The organism is Quadrisphaera setariae (assembly GCF_008041935.1).
Taxonomy (GTDB): Bacteria; Actinomycetota; Actinomycetes; order Actinomycetales; family Quadrisphaeraceae; genus Quadrisphaera; species Quadrisphaera setariae.
Genome location: NZ_VKAC01000011.1, coordinates 59,517 through 77,454, shown reverse-complemented (window position 1 = coordinate 77,454; position 17,938 = coordinate 59,517). Strand labels below are relative to the sequence as shown.

Sequence of the window (17,938 nt, the reverse complement as noted above, 5' to 3'; positions counted from 1 at the left end):
GACCGTAGCCATCCGTGATCACGCCCGCCAGCCCTCTCGTGACCGCCGTCAGCCCGCGTCGCCGTCCACCGGCTCCCCGGCGGAGCCCTCCTGCCAGGCCACCGAGCGCACCCCCTGCTCCAGGGAGAGGCGCTCCACCAGCTGGTTGAGCTGGTGGGTCTCCGAGCCGTCCACGAGCAGCTCGAGCGTCAGCGTGGTGGAGGCGTCGTCGTCGCTGGCGGTGCTCGTCAGACCCCGCAGCCGCGCGTCGCCGCCGCTGAGCGCCTGCAGCACCTGCGCCCGCAGGTGCCCCTCGTGCTTGCGGCGCACCACGAGCTCCAGCCGGTAGGCGCGCTGCTCGTCCCCGCCGCTGGTGGGGGCCCTGTCCACCAGGCGACCCAGCGGGCGCAGCAGCAGGTGCACGCCGATGACCACCGCTGTCACGGCCAGCGCCGCGGCGGCGTGCCCCGCTGCCGCCAGGCAGCCGACGGCCGCCGAGCACCACAGGGTGGCTGCGGTGTTGAGGCCTTGGACGGACGAGCCCTGGCGCAGGATCACGCCACCGCCGAGGAAGCCCACGCCCGAGACGACGTACGCCGCGATCTGCAGCGGATCCCCGGTCTGGCCGGCCAGCTGCCCGAGGAGCACGAACGCGCACGCGCCCGTCGCCACCAGGGCGTTGGTCCGCAGCCCCGCGGTGCGGGAGCGCCACTGCCGTTCCAGGCCGATGAGGACGCCGCACCCGACGGCGAGCAGCATCCGCAGGGCGAAGGCGAGGTCGCTGAGGGGCCCGGCGGCCGACGCGTGCACGAGCCTGGATCGTGGAGCGGACTCCTGGGGGCGACCGGAGAGATCGCTGGGTCAGCCCTGGTGGCGGGCGAGGAAGCGCCGGACCGCCTCCGACGACACCGCGTGGTCCACCACGTCGGGCTCGCCCGAGGTGGTCAGCGTGCCGACCACCTGGCCCGCCACGCGCAGTGGCACCGAGCCGCCGTGCGCCTTCAGCTGGTCGTGGTCGACGTCGTCGCGCTGGTCGAACGGGGTGCCCGCCTCCTCGTGGCGCCGCCGCACCAGCAGGGACGGCTCCCCGAACCGGTGCACCACGCGCGACTTGCCCGCCAGCCAGTGCTCGTTGCCGGAGTCGGTGGTGCCCGTCTTGGCCAGGAAGACCGTCTGTCCGTGCAGCTCCACGCGGACGGCGAGGTTGGCCCCGCGCTCGCGGACCACCTCCAGCGCCAGCACGCCCAGGTCAACGGCGTCGTCCTGGGAGAAGGAGTCCAGGTCCAGCGCCGGCTGCGCGGCGACATCGGCTGCGGAGAAGACGGGGAGGTCGCTCATGGGGCCATGGTGGACCCGCTCACCGGCAGCTCGTCGACGTGGTGGTGCACCGGCAGTCCGCGCTCGCGGGCGATGGCGACGTCCTGGTCGGCGCCCCTCGAGGCGCCGGGGAGGCGCAGCACGGCGTCGCAGTGCTGCAGCAGGCGCTGCGCCGTCGGGTAGAGGACCTGCTCGGCGAGGGGGTCGAAGACCGTGGCGCCGGCGGAGCGCAGCACGGGCAGCGCCACCCACTCCCCGATCACCGGCACGTGCCCTGCGGCGAACACGGGCCAGGCGGCCTCCTCGAGGCGTTCGAGGTTGGCGGCCATGAGGGCGGGGTCGTCTCCGGTGCCAGACCGGTACGGACCGGCGATGAGCACCATCAGCGGCCGGGAGGGTGCGGGGGACGTGGGATCGTTCGACATGGAAGTACCGTACACAAACGTGCAACAACGTGAAGGAACTTCAGGGAGTGCGCATGCTCGCCGCTGAACGACGCGACCTCCTGCTGGCGCGCCTGGCCGCCGACGGCAAGGTCGTGGCCAAGGACGTCGCCGCAGAGCTGGGCCTGTCCGAGGACAGCGTCCGGCGCGACCTGCGCGAGCTCGCCGCGGCCGGGCTGTGCCAGCGCGTCTACGGCGGCGCGCTGCCCGTCTCCCCGGCCCTCGCCGACTACGCGACCCGCACGAGCGTGTCCGTGGACAGCAAGCAGCGGGTGGCGGCGCGGGCGGTCGAGCTCGTCGCTCCCGGCAGCACCGTCATCCTCGACGGCGGGACGACCGCGCTGGCGCTCGCACGGGCCCTGCCGCCGGGGCTGGCCTGCACCGTGGTCACCCACAGCCCCACCGTGGCCGCGGCGCTGGTCGAACACCCCACCGCCGAGGTGTTCGTGCTCGGCGGGCGACTCTTCAAGCACTCCGCCGTGGCCTGCGGGGCCGCCGCGGTGGAGGCCGCCCGTGCCATCTCCGCCGACCTGTTCTTCCTCGGGGTCACCGGCGTGCACCCCGTCGAGGGCCTCACCACCGGCGACGCCGAGGAGGCGGCCATGAAGCGGGCGCTCGCCGACCGCGCCGCCGACACCTTCGTCCTGGCCAGCGTGGAGAAGGTGGGAGCGGTCTCGCCGTTCCAGGTGCTGCCGCTGGAGCGGGTGGCCGGCGTCATCACCGACGCGCCGACCGGTGACGCGCTCGAGGCGCTGGCCGACCGGGGTGTCAGCGTCATCAGCGCGGGCTGACCCGCTCGTCGGTCCGCCCGCTCAGCCTGCGTCCGCCACCTCGGTCGCGACGTGGGCCAGGACAGCGTCCACCACCGCACCGGGCTCCTGCTCCGGCACCCAGTGGCCGGTGTCCAGCGTGCGCCGCCCGTAGGGGCCCCCCACGTGGCCGGCGGTGCCGAGCACGGTGGCCGGTGCGTAGAACGGGTCGCGCCACCCGTGCAGGTAGGTGACGGGGACGACGACCCGGCCGACCGACCGCCCGCCCAGCGGCAGCGCCCGGTACCAGCCGATCGCCGCCGACAGCCGGCCGGGCTCGGCAGCGCGCTCGGCGTACCGCCGCGCGAGGTGCTCGGGCAGCTCCGACCTCACGAGCAGCCGCTCCAGTACCCCACGGCGCAGCAGCACCAGCTCTGGGAGCACCGGCAGCTGGAAGGCGGCCACGTACCAGGAGCGCAGGCCCTGCGACGACGTCCTCACCGCCGCCCCCATGGCGGCGGGGTGCGCCTGGGACAGCGCCGTCAGGGACGCCACCCGCTCCGGGTGCCAGGCGGCCAGCGCCCAGGCGACGACCCCGCCCCAGTCGTGGCCGACCACGTGGGCGCGATGCACGCCCGCGGCGTCGAGCAGGGCGACGGCGTCGGCGACCAGCTCCGGCAGCGCGTAGGCGCGCCGTCCCCGGGGGCGCGCACCGGGGGAGTACCCGCGCTGGTCCGGCGCGAGCACCCGCACGCCGCGCCCGGCGAGGCGGTGGGCCACGTCGTCGAAGGCGGACCGGTCCTGCGGGAAGCCGTGCAGGCAGAGCGCTGCCGGGGCGCCGGGCAGGTCGGGGCCGACGTCGGTGACGTCGAAGTGCAGACCCGACCGCTCGTACGCCTCCACGCCTGCAGGCTCGCACGCCCTGCGCGGGCCGCAAGGTCGACGTGTGGAGCGCCCGGCGCTGGAGCAGCATCGGTGGATGAGCGACCCCACTCCCGCCGCGCGACTCGTCGACCGGGCCATCGCCTGGTACCAGGTGCGGCTCTCGCCGCGGAAGGGGTACTCGTGCGCGCACCGCGTCGCCCACGGCGGCGACTCCTGCTCCGGGGCGGTGCGGCGCTGCGTGGCCGAGCGGGGCGTGTCCCGCTCGGCGCTGCCCGCCGCGCTGCGCCTGCTGGCGTGCTACCGGGCGGTGGCCCTGCTCAGTCCGCAGCAGCGCGTGCAGGGCGTGTGCTGCTGCGGCCCCATCCCCATCCCGTTCGGCTTCGGTCGGCGCTAGGCCGTGCTGCGCTGCAGCACCGTCGGCGCGCGGACCGCGAACGGTCCCTCGTGCAAGACCCCCTCGAGCACGGCGAGCGCGTGCTCGTCGTCGAAGGCGCAGACGGCGCTGACCCCGGGGTGCGCGGCGAGCGCCCCGACCGCGGCCGTGGCGCTGGACGTGTCGAGCCGGCAGGTGACCACCGCGGGTGCCGGAGCGCCGGCGGCCGCACAGGCGCGCCGGACGGCGGCCAGGCGGCGGTCGGAGCAGGCTGCGAGGTGGGTCTCGGCGGGGGCCGCGTAGGCCAGGGACGTGTGGCCGCGCTCGAGCAGGTGCCGGGCCTGGGCGGTGCCGATGGCCTCGTCGAAGGCGGACACGTCGAAGCTCACCGCCGGGACGCCGGCGAGCCGGACCTCCTCCAGGTCTGCCGCAGGGACCTCCAGGCCGATGACGGCGGCGGGGCACACCTCCCGCCACGCCCGGTGGAACGGGCGGTCGAGAGTGGTGCGCCGGACCACCAGGTGCAGGTCCGCCAGCGAGAGCAGGTCGGTGACCTCGGCGACCACCCGCAGGGTCAGGGCGCTCAGGGGTGCTGTTCCCGGCACGGCGAGGACCACCAGGTCGCTGGTGCCGGCGCGCAGCAGGCGGGCGGTGCGGTGGGGGGCGTAGCCCAGCTCCGCGGCCGCCGACCTCACGCGGTCGGCGGTGGCCGGGCTGATGCCCCGCGCCTCCGTCCTGCCGTCGAGCACGAAGCTCACCGTGGTCCGGGACATCCCTGCACGGCGCTCTCGGCTGGGCGGGTCGCTCGCGGACGCCAGCGCGCTGCGGACTGAAAGGACCCGTCACTCGTCCACCGCGAGGTGCGTTGACATCCTCGAGTGTCGCTCTTAACGTTAAACTAACACGTGTCAGTAGCGCGTGTTGCCCCCAGCGGCGGCGTCGCGGAGTCCCCCAGCCTGCGACGCCGCCGCCCTGCATCCGCCGCTCAGCTGAGCAGCGCCGAGGCGTAGTGGTCGCTGGCGTCCCGCACCCCCGGCAGGGTGAGGAAGTACCCGCCGCCGAACGGCTGCACGTAGTCGACCAGCGGCTCGTCGACCAGTCGCAGCTGCACCGTCTCGAACTGCCGCACGACGTCCTGCTGGTAGCACGTGAAGACGTGCCCGACGTCCAGGTTCCCGTTGGTGTCGAGCCCCCGGTCGTAGTTGTAGGAGCGCCGCAGCAGCCGCTGGTTCGCCGTGTCGGGCGTGCGCGGGTTGGCCAGGCGGATGTGCGCGTCGAGCGGGATGACGTCGCCCTCGGGGTCCTTGGCGTAGTCGGGAGTGTCGAACTCCGCCGAACCGTCGAGGGGAGCACCGCTGTCGCGACGGCGCCCGAACATCGTCTGCTGCTCCTCGAGGGAGACGCGGTCCCAGAACTCCGTGAGCATGCGGATCAGCCGTACCACCTGGTAGCTGCCGCCCTGGGTCCACGCCGGCTCGGACGGGTCGTCGATCCAGATGAGGCTCGCTGCCTCCGAGCCCGTGGGGTTGGCGGTGCCGTCCTTGAACCCCAGCAGGTTGCGGCTGGTGCCGCTGGGACGCGGCGGGGAGTCGAACCCGTCCATCCGCCAGCGCGGCTGCAGGCCGCCGCGGGTGTGCTTGGTGATGTCGCGCAGCGCGTGGTGGACGGTGTCGGGGTGGTGGGCGCAGAGCTGCAGCACCACGTCGCCCCCGGTCCAGGCGTCCTCCAGCGCATCGTTCTTGAAGACGCGCATCGGGGTGAGCTTCGCTGGTTTCAGCGGGGCCAGGCCGTACCGGTCGTCGAAGAGGCTGGCGCCCACGGAGACGGTGACGGTCAGGCCGTCGGCGGGGATGGCGGGGCCGAGGACGTCGCTGTCGGCGGGCGGCTGCCCGACGCCGAGGTCGGGCGCCGGTCCGCCGGCGGTCAGCGCGCGGGCCCGGTCGGTCAGCGTCTGGAAGACGGCTCGCAGGTCCTCGCGACTGGTCGCAGTCGCGTCCAGCGCCACGAACGCCGCCGTCCGCTGCTTCTGGCTGGGACCCGGCGTGAGCACGCCCGCCTGGTGCGTCCCGTGGAAGGGGTAGGTGGCGGGTCCGGCTGTCCCACCGCCGGACCCGCCGGAGCCGTTCCCCGCGGCCGCCGCGGCGTCGGCGCGGGCGCCGCCCACGGCCAGCGCGGCGGCCAGGGCCGTGCCGGCGCCTCCGGCCAGGCCGCCTCGCAGGAAGCTGCGGCGGTTCACGTCCATGTCGGTGGGGTCCTCTCGGGCTGCAGGTCGGGTCAGGTCGAGTGCGGGGACGGGGTGGGGCTCACGAGCCCGGTGGGACTTCCAGCAGGTCCGGGACGCTGGAGAGGGTCTCCAGCACGGCCCCGAGCGAGGCGCGCACGGCCTGCTGCTGCGCCCACGGCACGTCGGCGGGCGCCGTCCACGTGCCGTCGCCGGCGCGCGTGGCGGCCAGCGCGCTGTCGAGCTGGTCCAGCTGCGTCTGCGCGGTGGTGACGAGGTGGGGCCGGCGGGCGTCGAGGAGGGGGGCGAGGTCTGAGAGCACGGTCCGCGTCACGTCGACGTCCGCGGCCGTCATGGCGTACTGGGCACCACCGCCCTCGTCGTCGAGGCCCGTGAGGTGGTCGCGGAGGGCGTCCTCGAGGTTCTCGTGGGCGCGGACCGGCAGCTGGGTCGGGTCCCCGGCGAGGTCGTCGTCGCCGAGGTGCCTCTGCACCGCCGCGACGTCCTCGGCCAGCTGGTCGGCCACGGGCGCCAGCTGCGCGGCGCTCTGGCCGTGGAAGAGGCCGTGCTCCAAGCGGTGCAGCCCCGTGAAGCCGGGGTCGTCCACGCCCCGGGGCAGTCCGTCGGGCAGGCCGTCGACGGCGGTGCCGAGGTCACCGAAGCTGTCGTACGACGCGCCGACCCTCTCCCACGTCAGCTGGGCGGGCAGCCAGTCGCGCCGCGCGGCGACGAGGTCACCGCGGCGCAGGTCGACCTGCAGCGTCGCGACCTGCGCCGCGAGCTGCGAGAGCTGACCGGAGGCGTAGGTCTGGTACGCGTCGTCCGGCCCTTCCAGGTCGTGCACGGAGATCGGCCTCACTGCCAGGGCCGCCGTCGCGGTGGCGCCGCCCGTGCTGCCGGTCACCTGCACGGGGGCCGAGCTCATGGGGTCGCCGCCGGCGGGCAGGCACTCCACCGTGTACGTGCCGTCGCCCAGCGTCGCCGACATCGGTGCCGTGGTGCCGGGGGCCAGGGTCTCGATCTCCGCGACGATGCCGCCGCTGGCGTCGTCGAGGTCGACCTCCACGATCTTGGAGGAGCTGTTGGTCACCTGGAAGACCTGCGTCCCGGCGCTCGGGGCGCTCAGGTCCTGCGCGCACCGCGTGTCCGTGACCTCGAGGGTCGAAGCCGCGGCACTGCTGCGGGGGAGCAGCTGCACCAGCGCCACCGCCGCCAGGGCGGGGACGAGGACGACGACGCCCGCCGTGCGCCACGGCCGCGAGGCCAGCCGGGCGGTCAGCGCGTCCCCGCGTCGTCGTCCTTCCCCGCCATGAGTCGCCACGGGCTCGACCGTCGGCGCTGCCGGCTCCGGGGGCTGCGGTGCAGGAGTGCGGCCCGCCACCGCCAGCGCGCGCAGCGCCAGCACGAGGTACACCGCCCAGGCGGTGACCTGCAGCACCGTCATCCGAGGGGACAGGTCCGTGAGCCCCGAGACCAGGCCCACCCACCAGGCGCTGGCGTCGACGCGGCTCGTGAGGTCGAACGCGACCCAGGCGTGCCCGGGGACCCAGCCGGCGTCCTGCAGGTCGCCCAGGCCGTAGGCGAGCACGCCCGCGGCGATCACCACGAGCAGCACCGCGGTGCGGGTGAGGAAGGCGCCGACGTTCCAGCGGATCGCCCGCCGGAAGAGCAGCGTGCACAGCGCCACCGCGCCGAGGAGGCCGACCGCGGCGCCCACCAGCGGACCCGTGCTCGACCCCGAGGCGCGGGCCGCGGTCCACAGGAACAGCGCCGTCTCCAGGCCCTCGCGGCCCACCGCCAGGAACGCCGCTGCGGCGAGGGCCGCCGGTCCGGCGAGCGAGGCCGCCGCCACCTTGCCGCGCAGCTCGCCCGCCAGCGACGCGGACGCACGCCGCATCCAGACCACCATCGCCGTGATCAGCCCGACGGCGAGCACGCTGAGCAGACCGCCGAGGGCCTCCTGGCCATTGCTGGACAGCACCGAGTCTGACACCGTCAGGACGGCGGCGAAGGCCCCCGCGCACGTGACTGCGGCCAGAGCGCCCAGCCACACGGGAGCCGTGGGTCGGCGAGTGCCGTCGGGCGCCGACCTCCTGGCCGCCGCCAGGAGGATGGTGACGACGAGGCCCGCCTCGAGGCCTTCTCGGAGACCGATGACGAGGTTGGGGACCGCTGTCGACCACTGCACGGTCGTCGATCATCGTTAGGACAGCCTTGCCCAACAAGTAGTTGGCTCCTGACAACTACCTGGGAAGGTCGTCGGCGGAGCGTCGCCACCGGGTGCCCGCAGCAGTGTCGTGCTGGACCTCCCGCATCCCTGGTGCGGTGCTCAGCTGGCGGGGACCGGCCGGGGCAGCGCGGAGCCGGGGCGGGTGGCGCTGGTGGCGTACTGGCTCGGGGTCATGCCGAAGCGGTCCTTGAACACGCGCCGGAAGGCGCTGCCGCTCGTGTAGCCGACGCGCTGCGCGACCGCCTCCGGGGCGGTGCGGGCGCGCAGCAGGCGGGCTGCGGTCTCCATCCGGATGCGGATCCGCCACTCGCGCAGCGTCATGCCGGTCTCGGTGAGGAACGACCGCTCGACCGTCCGCGCGGACGCGTGCGCGGAGCGCGCGAGCTCTTCCACGCCGCGCTCGTCCCCCGGGTTGAAGCGCAGCGCCTCGGCCACGGCGCGCGCAGGTCCCGACACGGGCACCGGCAGGGAGGTGGGGGCGGAGGGTCCCTCCTCCAGCAGCGCCAGCACCTGCCGGGCGAGGTCGGCCCGGGGCCTGATGATGCTGTAGCTGGACTGGACGAAGGCCAGCAGGAGCGTGCTGAGGTCGTCGTCGACGGCCACGGTGGTGGGGCGCGCCAAGGTGGTGGCCGTGCTGGCGGCGGGGAAGAAGGTCGGCAGCACCACGGCGCCGTCGTGCGTGGTGAAGGAGTGGTGCACCCCGGACGGCACCCACAGGGCCCAGCCGTGCCGGAGCTCCTGGGGGGACCCGTCGACGACGACGTCGGACGTGCCGCGCACCTGCCACAGGAGCACGTGCTCGTGCTCCTCGCAGAGGTCGCGCAGGTCCACCGGTGGGACGTGGACGCGGGGGGACACGGGTGTCTGCTCCTCGGTCTGACGGCATGGCGCGGGGCGCCGGGGACGGCGCGAACTGCGCGGACCCTGTCGGGAACTGCACGCTAGCGCAGGTGAGGCTTCCCTAACCTGTCGGTATGATCTTCCGATGGTCGCGCCGTCCTGCGGTCGCGCTCACCGCCCTGCCCGTCGTCCTGCTCGCCCTGGTGGGCTGCGCCAGCAGCGAGGCCGCCCCGTCCACCGGTGGCGGTGCGAGCTCCTCCACCAGCGCGGCGGGCGGCGGGCTGCTGCCGGCCGCCGAGGGCGCCACCCAGTACCCGCTGGTGCTCGACACCTGGGCCGGGCAGACGGAGCTGACCGAGCGCCCCGAACGCGTGGCGGTCATCGGCTTCTCGCCCAACCTCGACGCGCTGCAGGCCCTCGGCGCCACCCCGGTCTACACGATGGGGGAGGAGACCGACTGGCCCTGGCGGGACCAGGGGTGGCTCGCGAGCATCGAGACCGTCGACACCGCCACCCGTGAGGACCCGATCAGCTTCGAGGCGATCGCCGCCTCCGACCCCGACCTCATCGTCGCGGTGAACTACGTGGCCGACGAGGCGGACTTCGCGCGCCTGGCCTCCATCGCCCCGGTGCTGGAGAACGCCGAGCAGGTCAGGGGGGACCAGATCTCCTGGCAGCAGACCCAGCGGATGGTCGGCGAGGCGCTCGACCTGTCCGCTGCCTCCGAGCAGGTGATCTCCGACGCCGAGGCCGCGGTCGCGCGCACCGCGGCCGAGCACCCCGAGCTGGCCGGGAAGACCCTCACCGCCGCCACCGACTACTCCGACACCGGCATCGCCTACTACACCGTCGCCGGAGGCACCGCCGAGCGCGTGGTGACCCAGCTCGGCTTCGCGCCCAACCCCCGCGCGCAGGCGTTCGTGGACGAGCCGTCGGTCTCCGACGAGCGCCTGGGCGAGCTCGACGCCGACGTGCTGGTGGTCTTCTACCTCGACGACGCGGTGCGCCGGGCCCGTGAGGCGACGCCGCTGTTCCAGGCCGTGCCCGCGGTGGCGGACGGCCGCTACGTCTCCATCGCCACCGGCGAGCCGGGCAGCGAGCTCACCTGGGTGATGCGACGCGGGGCGAGCGCGCTGAGCCTGCCGTGGGCGGTGGACGTGCTCGCCGACCGCGCGAGCGAGGTGGTCACGTCCTGAGGCGCCGCCGCGCCGGCGTCGCGGTCGCGCTCGCGGCGCTCGCCCTCGCCGTCCTCCTCAGCCTCGCGGTCGGCGCCAACCCGCTGCCGCTGGGGCGCGTGTGGGAGGTGCTGACCCACCCCGACGGCTCCGAGGCGTCGGCGGTGGTCTGGACCGAGCGCTGGCCGCGCACCCTGGTGGGTGTCGCGGCCGGCGCCGCGTTCGGCGTGGCCGGCGCCCTGGTGCAGGCGCTCACCCGCAACCCGCTGGCCGACCCGGGGATCCTCGGCGTCAACGCCGGCGCGGGGCTGGCGGTCACGGTGGGCGTCGCGCTGCTCGGCTCGGCCACCACCGGGCAGTACGTCTGGTTCGCCTTCGCCGGCGCGGCCGCTGCCACCGTGCTCGTGCACCTCGTCGGCGCCGGCGGCCGGGCCGCCGCCTCGCCGGTGACGCTGGTCCTCGCCGGGGTGGCGCTGGGAGCCGTGCTGGGCGGCGTCGCGACGTTCCTCACGCTCATCGACCCCGAGGTCTTCCGCGCCGTGCGCAGCTGGGGACTCGGTTCGGTGGCACGCACCGGCGTGACCGACCTCGTCGCCGTCGCGCCGTTCCTGCTGGCGGGGCTGCTCGTGGCGCTCGCGCTCACGGGCTCGCTGAACGCCCTGGCGCTCGGCGAGGAGAGCGCCACCTCCCTGGGGGCCCGCGTGGGCCTCACCCGGGTGCTGGTCGTTGTGGCGGTGACGCTGCTCGCCGGAGGCGGGACCGCTCTGACGGGCGGCCTGTCGTTCGTGGGGCTGATGGTCCCGCACGTCGTGCGCTGGTCCACCGGGCCCGACCAGCGCTGGGTGGTCGCCGGGTCGGCGCTGGCCGCGCCGGTGCTCGTGCTGCTCGCCGACGTGCTCGGCCGCGTGGTGGCCCGCCCCGGCGAGGTGCAGGTGGGCGTGCTCACCGCCGTCGTCGGCGCCCCGGTGCTCATCGCGCTCGCCCGGCGCAGGACGGCGAGCGCGCTGTGAGCCTGCGCCACCGCGGTCATCGAGCCGCGGGCGCCAGCGGCGGCCGCGCCAGCGTCGTCGTGCGCACCCGCTGGGCCTCCGGCCGCATCGACGTGCGCCTGGGGGCGGTGTCCGGGGCGCTGGGCGTGCTCGCCGTCGTCGTCGCCGTCCTGGCGCTCGGCGTGGGGGACTACCCGCTCGCCCCGGCCCGCGTGCTGGGCGCGCTGGCCGGGAGCGGCACCGGCTTCGAGCGGACCGTCGTGGTGGAGTGGCGACTGCCGGTGGCGCTGGCCGCCGTCGCCTTCGGCGCGCTGCTCGGCCTGGGCGGCGCCGTCTTCCAGTCGCTGACGCGCAACCCGCTCGGCTCGCCCGACGTCATCGGCTTCGACGCCGGCGCGTACACCGCCGTCGTCGTCACCGTGCTCGTGGTGGGCTCCACCGGCTACTGGGCCACGGCCGCCGCAGCGCTCGCCGGAGGACTGGCGACGGCGGGGGTGGTCTACCTCCTCGCCCACCGCGGCGGCCTCGCCGGGTTCCGCCTCGTGGTGGTGGGCATCGGCGTCTCGGCCGTGCTCGGCTCGGTCAACGGCTACCTCGTCACCCGCGCCGACGTCGAGGACGCCCTGACCGTCGGCTTCTGGGGCGCCGGCTCGCTGTCGCGCCTCACCTGGGCGTCCGTGCTGCCGGCGCTGGCGCTCGCGGCCTGCGTGGCGCTGGCCTGCGCAGCGCTGGTCCCGGCGATGCGGCGCCTGGAGCTGGGCGACGACGTGGCCGTGGCGCTCGGCACGCGCGTCGGACGGGCCCGGCTCGGCCTGCTCGTGGTGGGGGTCGCCTCCACGGCGCTGGTCACCGCCGCCGCCGGGCCGATCGGCTTCGTCGCACTGGCCGCACCGCAGGTGGCTCGCCGCCTCACCCGCTCGCCGGGCGTGAGCCCCCTGTCCGCCGCGGCCACCGGTGCCGCGCTGCTGTCCTGCGCGCACCTGGCCTCGCTGGGGACCGCCCAGGTCTTCCGCCCGGTGCCGGTGGGTCTCATCACCGTCTGCCTGGGGGGCACCTACATGATCGCGCTGCTGGTGCGCGAGACCCACCGCCGCGGCGGTGCGCTGTGGTGACCACCTCGCCGTCCCTGGACCCCGCGCCCTCACGCTCGGCTCCGGCGCACCCGGCCACCGGCACCCCCGTGCGTCTACCCGCTCCTGTGACGGCGTGAGCGCACCTCGGCGGCCAGGGCCGGGAGGAGCGTCCTGACGTCGGCGACGACCGCGACGTCAGCGACCTCGAAGATCGGGGCGTCCGGATCGGTGTTGACCGCCACCACCGTGGCCGAGGCGGCCATGCCGCCGCGGTGGTGCACGGCGCCCGAGACGCCCGCCCCGACGTACAGCCGCGGGCTGATGGTCACGCCCGTCTGCCCGACCTGGAGCGCGTGGGGTGCCCAGCCCTCGTCGGTGGCCACCCGGGTGGCCCCGACCGCACCGCCGAGCGCGTCGGCGAGGTCCTCCACACCGCTGAAGTCACCGCCGGTGCCGCGCCCTCCCACCACGACCACCTCGGCCTCGGCCAGGGACGGCCGCTCCGTGACAGGGCGTGCGGCCCGCACCAGCACCTGCACCGCCGATGCGGCCGCGGGCGCCTGGACGCGGTGCCGTCGCACCTCCGCCTCCCCGGTCCCAGGAGGCGTGGCCGGTGAGGCGGCTGCGGCGGCGTGGACGTCCAGCGCGACGACGGCGAGCGGGCTCGTCACCGCGCACCGCGTGCGCCACGACCCGGCCAGCACCGCCTTGCCGGCCACCACGAGGCCGTCCTCCACCACGACCGATGACGCTCCGACCACCACCCCCGAGCCCGTGAGGGCTGCCAGCTGCCCGGCGACCTCCCGGCCCTCGAAGGTCGACGGCACGAGCACCAGGCGCGCCGCGGCGTCGTCAGCCACGGCCCGCAGCGCGCAGCCCAGCGAGGCCGGGAGCTGCGGGTCGGCGCCGTCCACCTGCACGACGTGCTGGACCACGGGTCCCGTGGACGCCACCCAGGTGGCGACCTCCTCGTCGTGGCCGGGACCCACCCAGACGGCGTCGACGCTCCAGCCCTGCCGCCCGCCGAGCTCGTGGGCCAGGGCGAGCAGGGGGGCGGCGCTGCCGCGCCAGCGCGGGTCTCGGTGGTCGACCAGGACGACGACGGCGCCCACGCTCAGAACCCCCGCTCCACGAGGAGGTCCGCCAGCTCGGCGGCGACGTCACGGCCGTCCTGCCCGGCCACCAGCCGCACCTGGTCAGCCAGCTCGGGCCGCGGCTGCACGTCCAGCACGCGCGTGGTCGAGCCGGCGGCCCCAGCGGTCGAGGCGGCCAGGCCGAGGTCGGCCAGGCCGATCACGTCGACGGGTGTGCGGCGGGCGGCCAGCAGGCCCTTCAGGCTGGGGGAGCGAGGGCGGAACGCCTGGTCGGTCACGGAGACGACCGCCGGCAGCGGCGCCCGCAGCTCCTCGACGTGGTGGGCGGTGGTCCGCCGGACCGTCACCGCGCCTCCCGGGGAGCCGGGGGAGCCGGGCTCCACCTGCACGCGGTCGGCCAGGGTGAGCTGGGGCCAGCCCAGCAGCGCCGCGACGGCCGAGGGCACCAGCGAGCCGAGGCCGTCGAGGGCCGCCATGCCGGCCAGCACCAGGTCGACCGGGTGCTGGGCGTGCAGGTGATCGACGGCGGCGGCGACCACGCGGGCGGTCGCGACGGCGTCCGACCCGGCGACCGCCTCGTCGCTGACGTGCACCGCGTCGGTGGCGCCCATCGCCAGGGCGCGGCGCAGCGCGCCGACCGCCGCGGGAGGCCCCACCGTGAGCGCGGTGACGCGGTGCGTGCGAGTGGGACGAGCGCCGTCGCCGCTCTCGTCGTCGTCCTGTCCTGAGGAGGTCGGGGTGGCCTCGACGAGGTGCAGGGCCGCCTCGAGGCAGTCCTCGTCGAGCTCGTTCAGGGAGTCGTCGGGGCCGCCGCGCACCAGCCGGTGCTCGGCGGTGAACGAGCGGGCGGACTGGACGTCGGGGACGTGCTTGACCAGGGCGACCACGTGCACTGCCTCGTCCCCGCTCAGGCCGTGGGGCGCAGGCGGCGCTGCACCGGGTCGGTGTCGGTGCGCGAGCGGGCGACCATCTCCTCGCGGGGGACCACCTTGACGCGCTCGCGCCCCTCGGCCTCGCCGAGCCGGCGCTCGTGCCGGTCCAGCTCGCGCCAGCCGGCCCAGCCGAGCACCTCCACGCCCCGCTCAGCCAGCACGTCGAGGACGGCGTCGGGGTGGGGCTCGCTCGCCCTGTGGCCCTGGCAGCCCAGGGGCCCGTCGGCGACCTGCGCCGCCTGCGCCAGGTCGGCCACGAGGTTCCGCACCGTCTCGGCGGCGTCGGACTTGGTGTGGCCGATGAGGCCCACGGGCCCCCGCTTGACCCACCCGGTGCAGTACAGGCCCGGCAGGTGACGGCCGTCGGAGGCCAGCACCCGTCCCTGCGCGTTGGGGATGACGGCGGCCAGCTCGTCGAAGGGCACGCCCTGCACGGGGGAGCTGGCGTACCCGACGGCGCGGTAGACCGCCTGGACGTCCCAGTCGTGGAAGACGCCGGTGCCGCGCACGGTGCCGTCGCCGGTGAGCTCGGTGCGCTCCGTGCGCAGGCCGACCACGCGCCCGTCATCGCCCAGCACCTCGGCGGGTGCGTGGAGGAAGTGCAGGTGGATGCGCCGCGAGGCGGTTCCCGGCTCCTCCCTCATCGCCCAGTCGGTGAGGGTGCGCACCACCTGCCTGGTCTGGTTGCTCGCCTCGACCGCGGCCAGGGAGCCCTCGTCGAGGTCGAAGTCCTCGACGTCGACCACCACGTCGACGTCGGGCACGTGCCCGAGCTCGCGCAGCTCCAGCGGCGAGAACTTCGCCTGGGCGGGACCGCGGCGGGCGAAGACGTGGACGTCGGTGACGGGTGAGCGCTTGAGGCCGTCGTGGACGTTCGACGGGATCTCGGTCGGCAGCAGGTCGTCGGCGTGCTTGGCCAGCACCCGCGCGACGTCGAGGGCCACGTTGCCCGCCCCGATGACGGCCACCTGGCGGGCCTCCAGCGGCCACTCGCGGGGGACGTCGGGATGCCCGTCGTACCAGGACACGAAGTCTGCGGCGCCGAAGCAGCCGTCCAGCTCGACCCCGGGGACGTCGAGGCGGGCGTCGCGCACGGCTCCCGTGGAGAAGACCACCGCGTCGTACAGCCGCCGCAGGTCGGCCAGGGACAGGTCGGTACCGACGTCCACGCCGCTGAGCAGCCGGACGTCACCGCGGTCGAGGATGCGCTCCAGGGCCACGACGATCTGCTTGATGCGCGGGTGGTCGGGCGCCACGCCGTAGCGGACCAGCCCGAAGGGTGCGGGGAGGCGCTCGAGCAGGTCGATGCTCACGCCGTCGAGCTCCGTGGCGGACAGGTCGGCGCGGGAGAGGACGTCAGCGGCGTAGATGCCGGCCGGGCCGGCGCCGACGACGGCGACGCGCAGAGGGCGCTGCGGGGTGGTCACGAGCCTGGGGTCCTTCCGTCGAGCACGGTTCGTGCTGTGAGGTAAGCCTAACCTCATCTGTGATGGATGGTCAGGTGGAGCTCCCAGGCGGTCCCCCCTGGGTCGTAGGCCGCGCCCGGGCAGGTCCAGACCCCAGCAGGAAGCGGCGCAGTCCCGACCTGCGGCAGGTTCGGGTACGGAGGAATGAGCCTCTCCTGGACGGTGCCCGGGCGGGCGCGCCGACGGCGCGGCCCCCCGGGCACCGCTCACTCCGCACGCACTGCTCCCACCGCCCACCGCCGCGCGGCTAGCGTCCGACCATGAAGATCGTGGTTCCGGGCGGCACCGGCCAGGTCGGAGGGCTGCTGCGCCGGGCGCTCGCGGCGCGCGGCCACGACGTCGTCGTCCTGAGCCGGCGCCCCGAGGTGCTCGAACAGGGCGTCCGGCACGTGCGCTGGGACGGGCGCACCCTCGGTGCCTGGGCGGCCGAGCTGGACGGCGCCGACGCCGTCGTCAACCTCGCCGGGCGCACCGTGAGCTGCCGGTACACCGACACCAACCTGCGCCAGATGATGGACTCCCGCGTCGACTCCACCCGCGTGGTCGGCCAGGCGATCGCTGCTGCGACGCAGCCGCCGCGGGTCTGGCTGCAGATGAGCACCGCCACCATCTACGCCGACGCCCGCACCCGCCCCCACGGACCCGCGCACGACGAGGCCACCGGCGAGATCGGCGGTGACGAGCCCGACGTGCCGCTGTACTGGGAGTACAGCGTGCGGATCGCCCGCAGGTGGGAGGCCGCCCAGCTCGATGCAGCGACCCCCGGAACGCGGAAGGTCCAGCTGCGCACGGCGATGGTCATGACACCCGACCGCGGCGGCATCTTCGACCACCTGTCGTGGATGGCCAGGCTCGGTCTCGGCGGCCCCGTGGACGGCGGTGGGCAGCACGTCTCCTGGATCCACGGCGACGACTTCGTCCGGGCGGTCGAGCTGCTGCTCGACCGCGATGACGTCGAGGGCCCGGTCAACCTCGCCGCTCCCGAACCGCTGCCGCAGCGGCGGTTCATGCGCGTGCTGCGGCGTGCCTGGGGACAGCCGTTGGGCCTGCCGGCCACCAGGCTCACGGCGGAGGTCGGCGCCCTGGTGCTGCGCACCGACACCGAGCTGCTCCTCAAGAGCCGCCGCGTGGTGCCGGGACGGCTGCTGGACGCAGGGTTCGCCTTCGAGCACCCGACGTGGCAGGCCGCGGCCCGCGACCTCGTCGCGAAGCGCCGCGCCTCAGCGTCCAGCTGAGGTGAGGTCGCGGCGGTAGCGCACCTCCGCGAGCTCCGCCCCACCGATCTCCTCGGTCTTGCGAGAGCCCGGTGCGGTGTCGAGCACCCAGCCCTGCCGCTCGTAGAACTGGCGTGCCCGGGTGTTGCCCTCCAGCACCCACAGCGTCGCGGCCTCGAACCCGCGCTCGGCGACTCGCCGCAGCACCCCGCGGTGCGCGGCGAACCCGGCGCCGGCGCCCCACGCGTCGGGGTCGGCGTAGAGGGCGTACACCTCGCCGGTGCCCTCGGCCGCGTCCTCGTCACGGCTGGGCCCGCAGCTGCAGAACGCGAGCACCCGGCCCTCGCCGTCCACGGCGACCGTCACGTCAGCACCGTCGTCGAGCCACCCGGCCCACGTCGTCGTCCTGCGCTCCAGCGCCCCGGGAGCCGACAGCTCCGCCAGGAACGACCCGGGCAGCAGCTCCCGGTAGCCGACCTGCCAGCCCAGCACGTGCACGCGGGCGATGCCCGCGGCGTCGTCGACGGTGGCGGGTCGGGTCGCGAGGTCGGGGTGGGCCACCTCGGCACGGTAGCGATCACGGCCCCGCCCTGCCGGCGCGGATCCGGACCGGTCCGCCGACGACGTCGCGATGTCCCACGACGTGGAGGAGCACCTCGCCGCGCTCGTCGACGCCGCCCGGCGCTCGCCCGGTACTGCGAGGGGGTGTGGCTGTCCGAGGCCGACGCCGGCCGACGCCTCGTCGCCGCCGGCTCCGACCCGACCGGGGTGGTCGTGCAGTCCACCACCGCATCCTCCGGCGGGGTGCCGCCGTCCGGCCGAACAGCCCGGGCGTTCCAGCGACGGGTCCTCGAGGAGGCCGCTGCACGAGGTGAGGACCGCGCCCGTCCCGGGCAGACCAGGAGCACCCCGCCGAGGCTGGGCCCGTGCTCGACGGCTGCACCGCGAGGGGCGCTGC

Annotated in this window: 18 protein-coding genes; 6 read left to right on the top strand and 12 right to left on the bottom strand. The window is 75.5% G+C overall.

Annotated elements, in window-relative coordinates:
* Positions 1-48 precede the first annotated feature (48 nt).
* The 3 genes from FMM08_RS17390 to FMM08_RS17380 form a co-directional block, all read right to left on the bottom strand.
* Entirely contained in the window at positions 49-738 is a 690-nt protein-coding gene (locus FMM08_RS17390; RefSeq protein WP_147927741.1) for an MgtC/SapB family protein, read from the bottom strand.
* A gap of 102 nt (positions 739-840) precedes the next feature.
* Positions 841-1,317, bottom strand: coding sequence for a heme-degrading domain-containing protein (locus FMM08_RS17385; RefSeq protein WP_147927647.1), 477 nt, complete (start codon positions 1,315-1,317; stop codon positions 841-843).
* Complete coding sequence (locus FMM08_RS17380; protein ID WP_147927646.1) at positions 1,314-1,721, bottom strand: DUF4406 domain-containing protein; 408 nt, start codon at positions 1,719-1,721, stop codon at positions 1,314-1,316. Before FMM08_RS17380 ends, FMM08_RS17385 begins: the two co-directional genes overlap by 4 nt.
* Positions 1,722-1,774: 53 nt before the next feature.
* On the opposite strand from FMM08_RS17380, the gene FMM08_RS17375 reads away from it, so the two are divergent.
* Positions 1,775-2,530 carry a DeoR/GlpR family DNA-binding transcription regulator gene (locus tag FMM08_RS17375; RefSeq protein WP_147927645.1) on the top strand — a complete coding sequence of 252 codons (756 nt, stop codon included), beginning with the start codon at positions 1,775-1,777 and terminating at the stop codon, positions 2,528-2,530.
* Between the two features lie 21 nt (positions 2,531-2,551).
* Here FMM08_RS17375 and FMM08_RS17370 read toward each other — a convergent pair whose 3' ends face one another.
* Entirely contained in the window at positions 2,552-3,391 is an 840-nt protein-coding gene (locus FMM08_RS17370) for an alpha/beta fold hydrolase (RefSeq protein ID WP_187279824.1), read from the bottom strand.
* Positions 3,392-3,467: 76 nt separating this feature from the next.
* Between FMM08_RS17370 and yidD the strand changes: the two genes are divergently transcribed.
* Complete coding sequence (gene yidD / locus FMM08_RS17365; RefSeq protein ID WP_147927643.1) at positions 3,468-3,767, top strand: membrane protein insertion efficiency factor YidD; 300 nt, start codon at positions 3,468-3,470, stop codon at positions 3,765-3,767.
* Here the strand turns inward: yidD and FMM08_RS17360 are convergent.
* From FMM08_RS17360 to FMM08_RS17345, 4 genes are all read right to left on the bottom strand, one after another.
* On the bottom strand, positions 3,764-4,519 hold the full coding sequence (locus tag FMM08_RS17360) for a substrate-binding domain-containing protein (RefSeq protein ID WP_147927740.1): 756 nt from the start codon (positions 4,517-4,519) through the stop codon (positions 3,764-3,766). The genes yidD and FMM08_RS17360 overlap by 4 nt on opposite strands.
* 212 nt (positions 4,520-4,731) lie before the next feature.
* Entirely contained in the window at positions 4,732-5,988 is a 1,257-nt protein-coding gene (gene efeB, locus FMM08_RS17355) for an iron uptake transporter deferrochelatase/peroxidase subunit (protein WP_147927642.1), read from the bottom strand.
* Positions 5,989-6,049: 61 nt separating this feature from the next.
* Positions 6,050-8,155: an FTR1 family protein gene (locus FMM08_RS17350; protein WP_147927641.1), complete on the bottom strand. Its 2,106-nt coding sequence runs from the start codon at positions 8,153-8,155 to the stop codon at positions 6,050-6,052.
* Positions 8,156-8,296: 141 nt separating this feature from the next.
* On the bottom strand, positions 8,297-9,055 hold the full coding sequence (locus FMM08_RS17345) for a helix-turn-helix domain-containing protein (RefSeq protein ID WP_147927640.1): 759 nt from the start codon (positions 9,053-9,055) through the stop codon (positions 8,297-8,299).
* Positions 9,056-9,171: 116 nt separating this feature from the next.
* Here FMM08_RS17345 and FMM08_RS17340 point away from each other — a divergent pair, with 116 nt between their 5' ends.
* The 3 genes from FMM08_RS17340 to FMM08_RS17330 are packed head-to-tail and all read left to right on the top strand — an operon-like array spanning position 9,172 to position 12,313.
* Positions 9,172-10,233, top strand: coding sequence for an ABC transporter substrate-binding protein (locus FMM08_RS17340; protein WP_147927639.1), 1,062 nt, complete (start codon positions 9,172-9,174; stop codon positions 10,231-10,233).
* Entirely contained in the window at positions 10,182-11,222 is a 1,041-nt protein-coding gene (locus tag FMM08_RS17335) for a FecCD family ABC transporter permease (protein ID WP_147927638.1), read from the top strand. Before FMM08_RS17340 ends, FMM08_RS17335 begins: the two co-directional genes overlap by 52 nt.
* A complete protein-coding gene (locus FMM08_RS17330) occupies positions 11,219-12,313 on the top strand; it encodes a FecCD family ABC transporter permease (protein ID WP_255472528.1) in 1,095 nt (364 codons plus the stop codon). The genes FMM08_RS17335 and FMM08_RS17330 overlap by 4 nt, the downstream gene beginning before the upstream one ends.
* 74 nt (positions 12,314-12,387) lie before the next feature.
* On the opposite strand, the gene FMM08_RS17325 is transcribed toward FMM08_RS17330, so the two are convergent.
* From FMM08_RS17325 to FMM08_RS24005, 3 genes are read right to left on the bottom strand one after another with little or no spacing between them, the layout of a single operon-like run.
* Positions 12,388-13,386 carry an electron transfer flavoprotein subunit alpha/FixB family protein gene (locus tag FMM08_RS17325; protein ID WP_255472527.1) on the bottom strand — a complete coding sequence of 333 codons (999 nt, stop codon included), beginning with the start codon at positions 13,384-13,386 and terminating at the stop codon, positions 12,388-12,390.
* A 2-nt stretch (positions 13,387-13,388) separates the two neighbouring features.
* Positions 13,389-14,255, bottom strand: coding sequence for an electron transfer flavoprotein subunit beta/FixA family protein (locus FMM08_RS17320; protein WP_255472526.1), 867 nt, complete (start codon positions 14,253-14,255; stop codon positions 13,389-13,391).
* A gap of 20 nt (positions 14,256-14,275) precedes the next feature.
* Positions 14,276-15,727, bottom strand: coding sequence for an FAD-dependent oxidoreductase (locus FMM08_RS24005; RefSeq protein WP_147927635.1), 1,452 nt, complete (start codon positions 15,725-15,727; stop codon positions 14,276-14,278).
* 299 nt (positions 15,728-16,026) lie between these two features.
* On the opposite strand from FMM08_RS24005, the gene FMM08_RS17310 reads away from it, so the two are divergent.
* The gene (locus FMM08_RS17310) at positions 16,027-17,001 is read left to right on the top strand and encodes an epimerase (RefSeq protein WP_147927634.1); all 975 of its coding nucleotides are present in this window, start codon (positions 16,027-16,029) and stop codon (positions 16,999-17,001) included.
* On the opposite strand, the gene FMM08_RS17305 is transcribed toward FMM08_RS17310, so the two are convergent.
* Positions 16,987-17,541 carry a GNAT family N-acetyltransferase gene (locus FMM08_RS17305; protein ID WP_147927633.1) on the bottom strand — a complete coding sequence of 185 codons (555 nt, stop codon included), beginning with the start codon at positions 17,539-17,541 and terminating at the stop codon, positions 16,987-16,989. The two genes, FMM08_RS17310 and FMM08_RS17305, sit on opposite strands and share 15 nt — an antisense overlap.
* Positions 17,542-17,938 lie beyond the last annotated feature (397 nt).

Excerpts from the sequence above, each read along its gene's own strand:
- FMM08_RS17390 (WP_147927741.1), bottom strand. The coding sequence starts at position 738 with ATGCTGCTCGCCGTCGGGTGCGGCGTCCTCATCGGCCTGGAACGGCAG.
- FMM08_RS17385 (WP_147927647.1), bottom strand. The coding sequence starts at position 1,317 with ATGAGCGACCTCCCCGTCTTCTCCGCAGCCGATGTCGCCGCGCAGCCG.
- FMM08_RS17380 (WP_147927646.1), bottom strand. The coding sequence starts at position 1,721 with ATGTCGAACGATCCCACGTCCCCCGCACCCTCCCGGCCGCTGATGGTG.
- FMM08_RS17375 (WP_147927645.1), top strand. The coding sequence starts at position 1,775 with ATGCTCGCCGCTGAACGACGCGACCTCCTGCTGGCGCGCCTGGCCGCC.
- yidD (WP_147927643.1), top strand. The coding sequence starts at position 3,468 with ATGAGCGACCCCACTCCCGCCGCGCGACTCGTCGACCGGGCCATCGCC.
- FMM08_RS17360 (WP_147927740.1), bottom strand. The coding sequence starts at position 4,519 with ATGTCCCGGACCACGGTGAGCTTCGTGCTCGACGGCAGGACGGAGGCG.
- efeB (WP_147927642.1), bottom strand. The coding sequence starts at position 5,988 with ATGGACGTGAACCGCCGCAGCTTCCTGCGAGGCGGCCTGGCCGGAGGC.
- FMM08_RS17340 (WP_147927639.1), top strand. The coding sequence starts at position 9,172 with ATGATCTTCCGATGGTCGCGCCGTCCTGCGGTCGCGCTCACCGCCCTG.
- FMM08_RS17310 (WP_147927634.1), top strand. The coding sequence starts at position 16,027 with ATGAAGATCGTGGTTCCGGGCGGCACCGGCCAGGTCGGAGGGCTGCTG.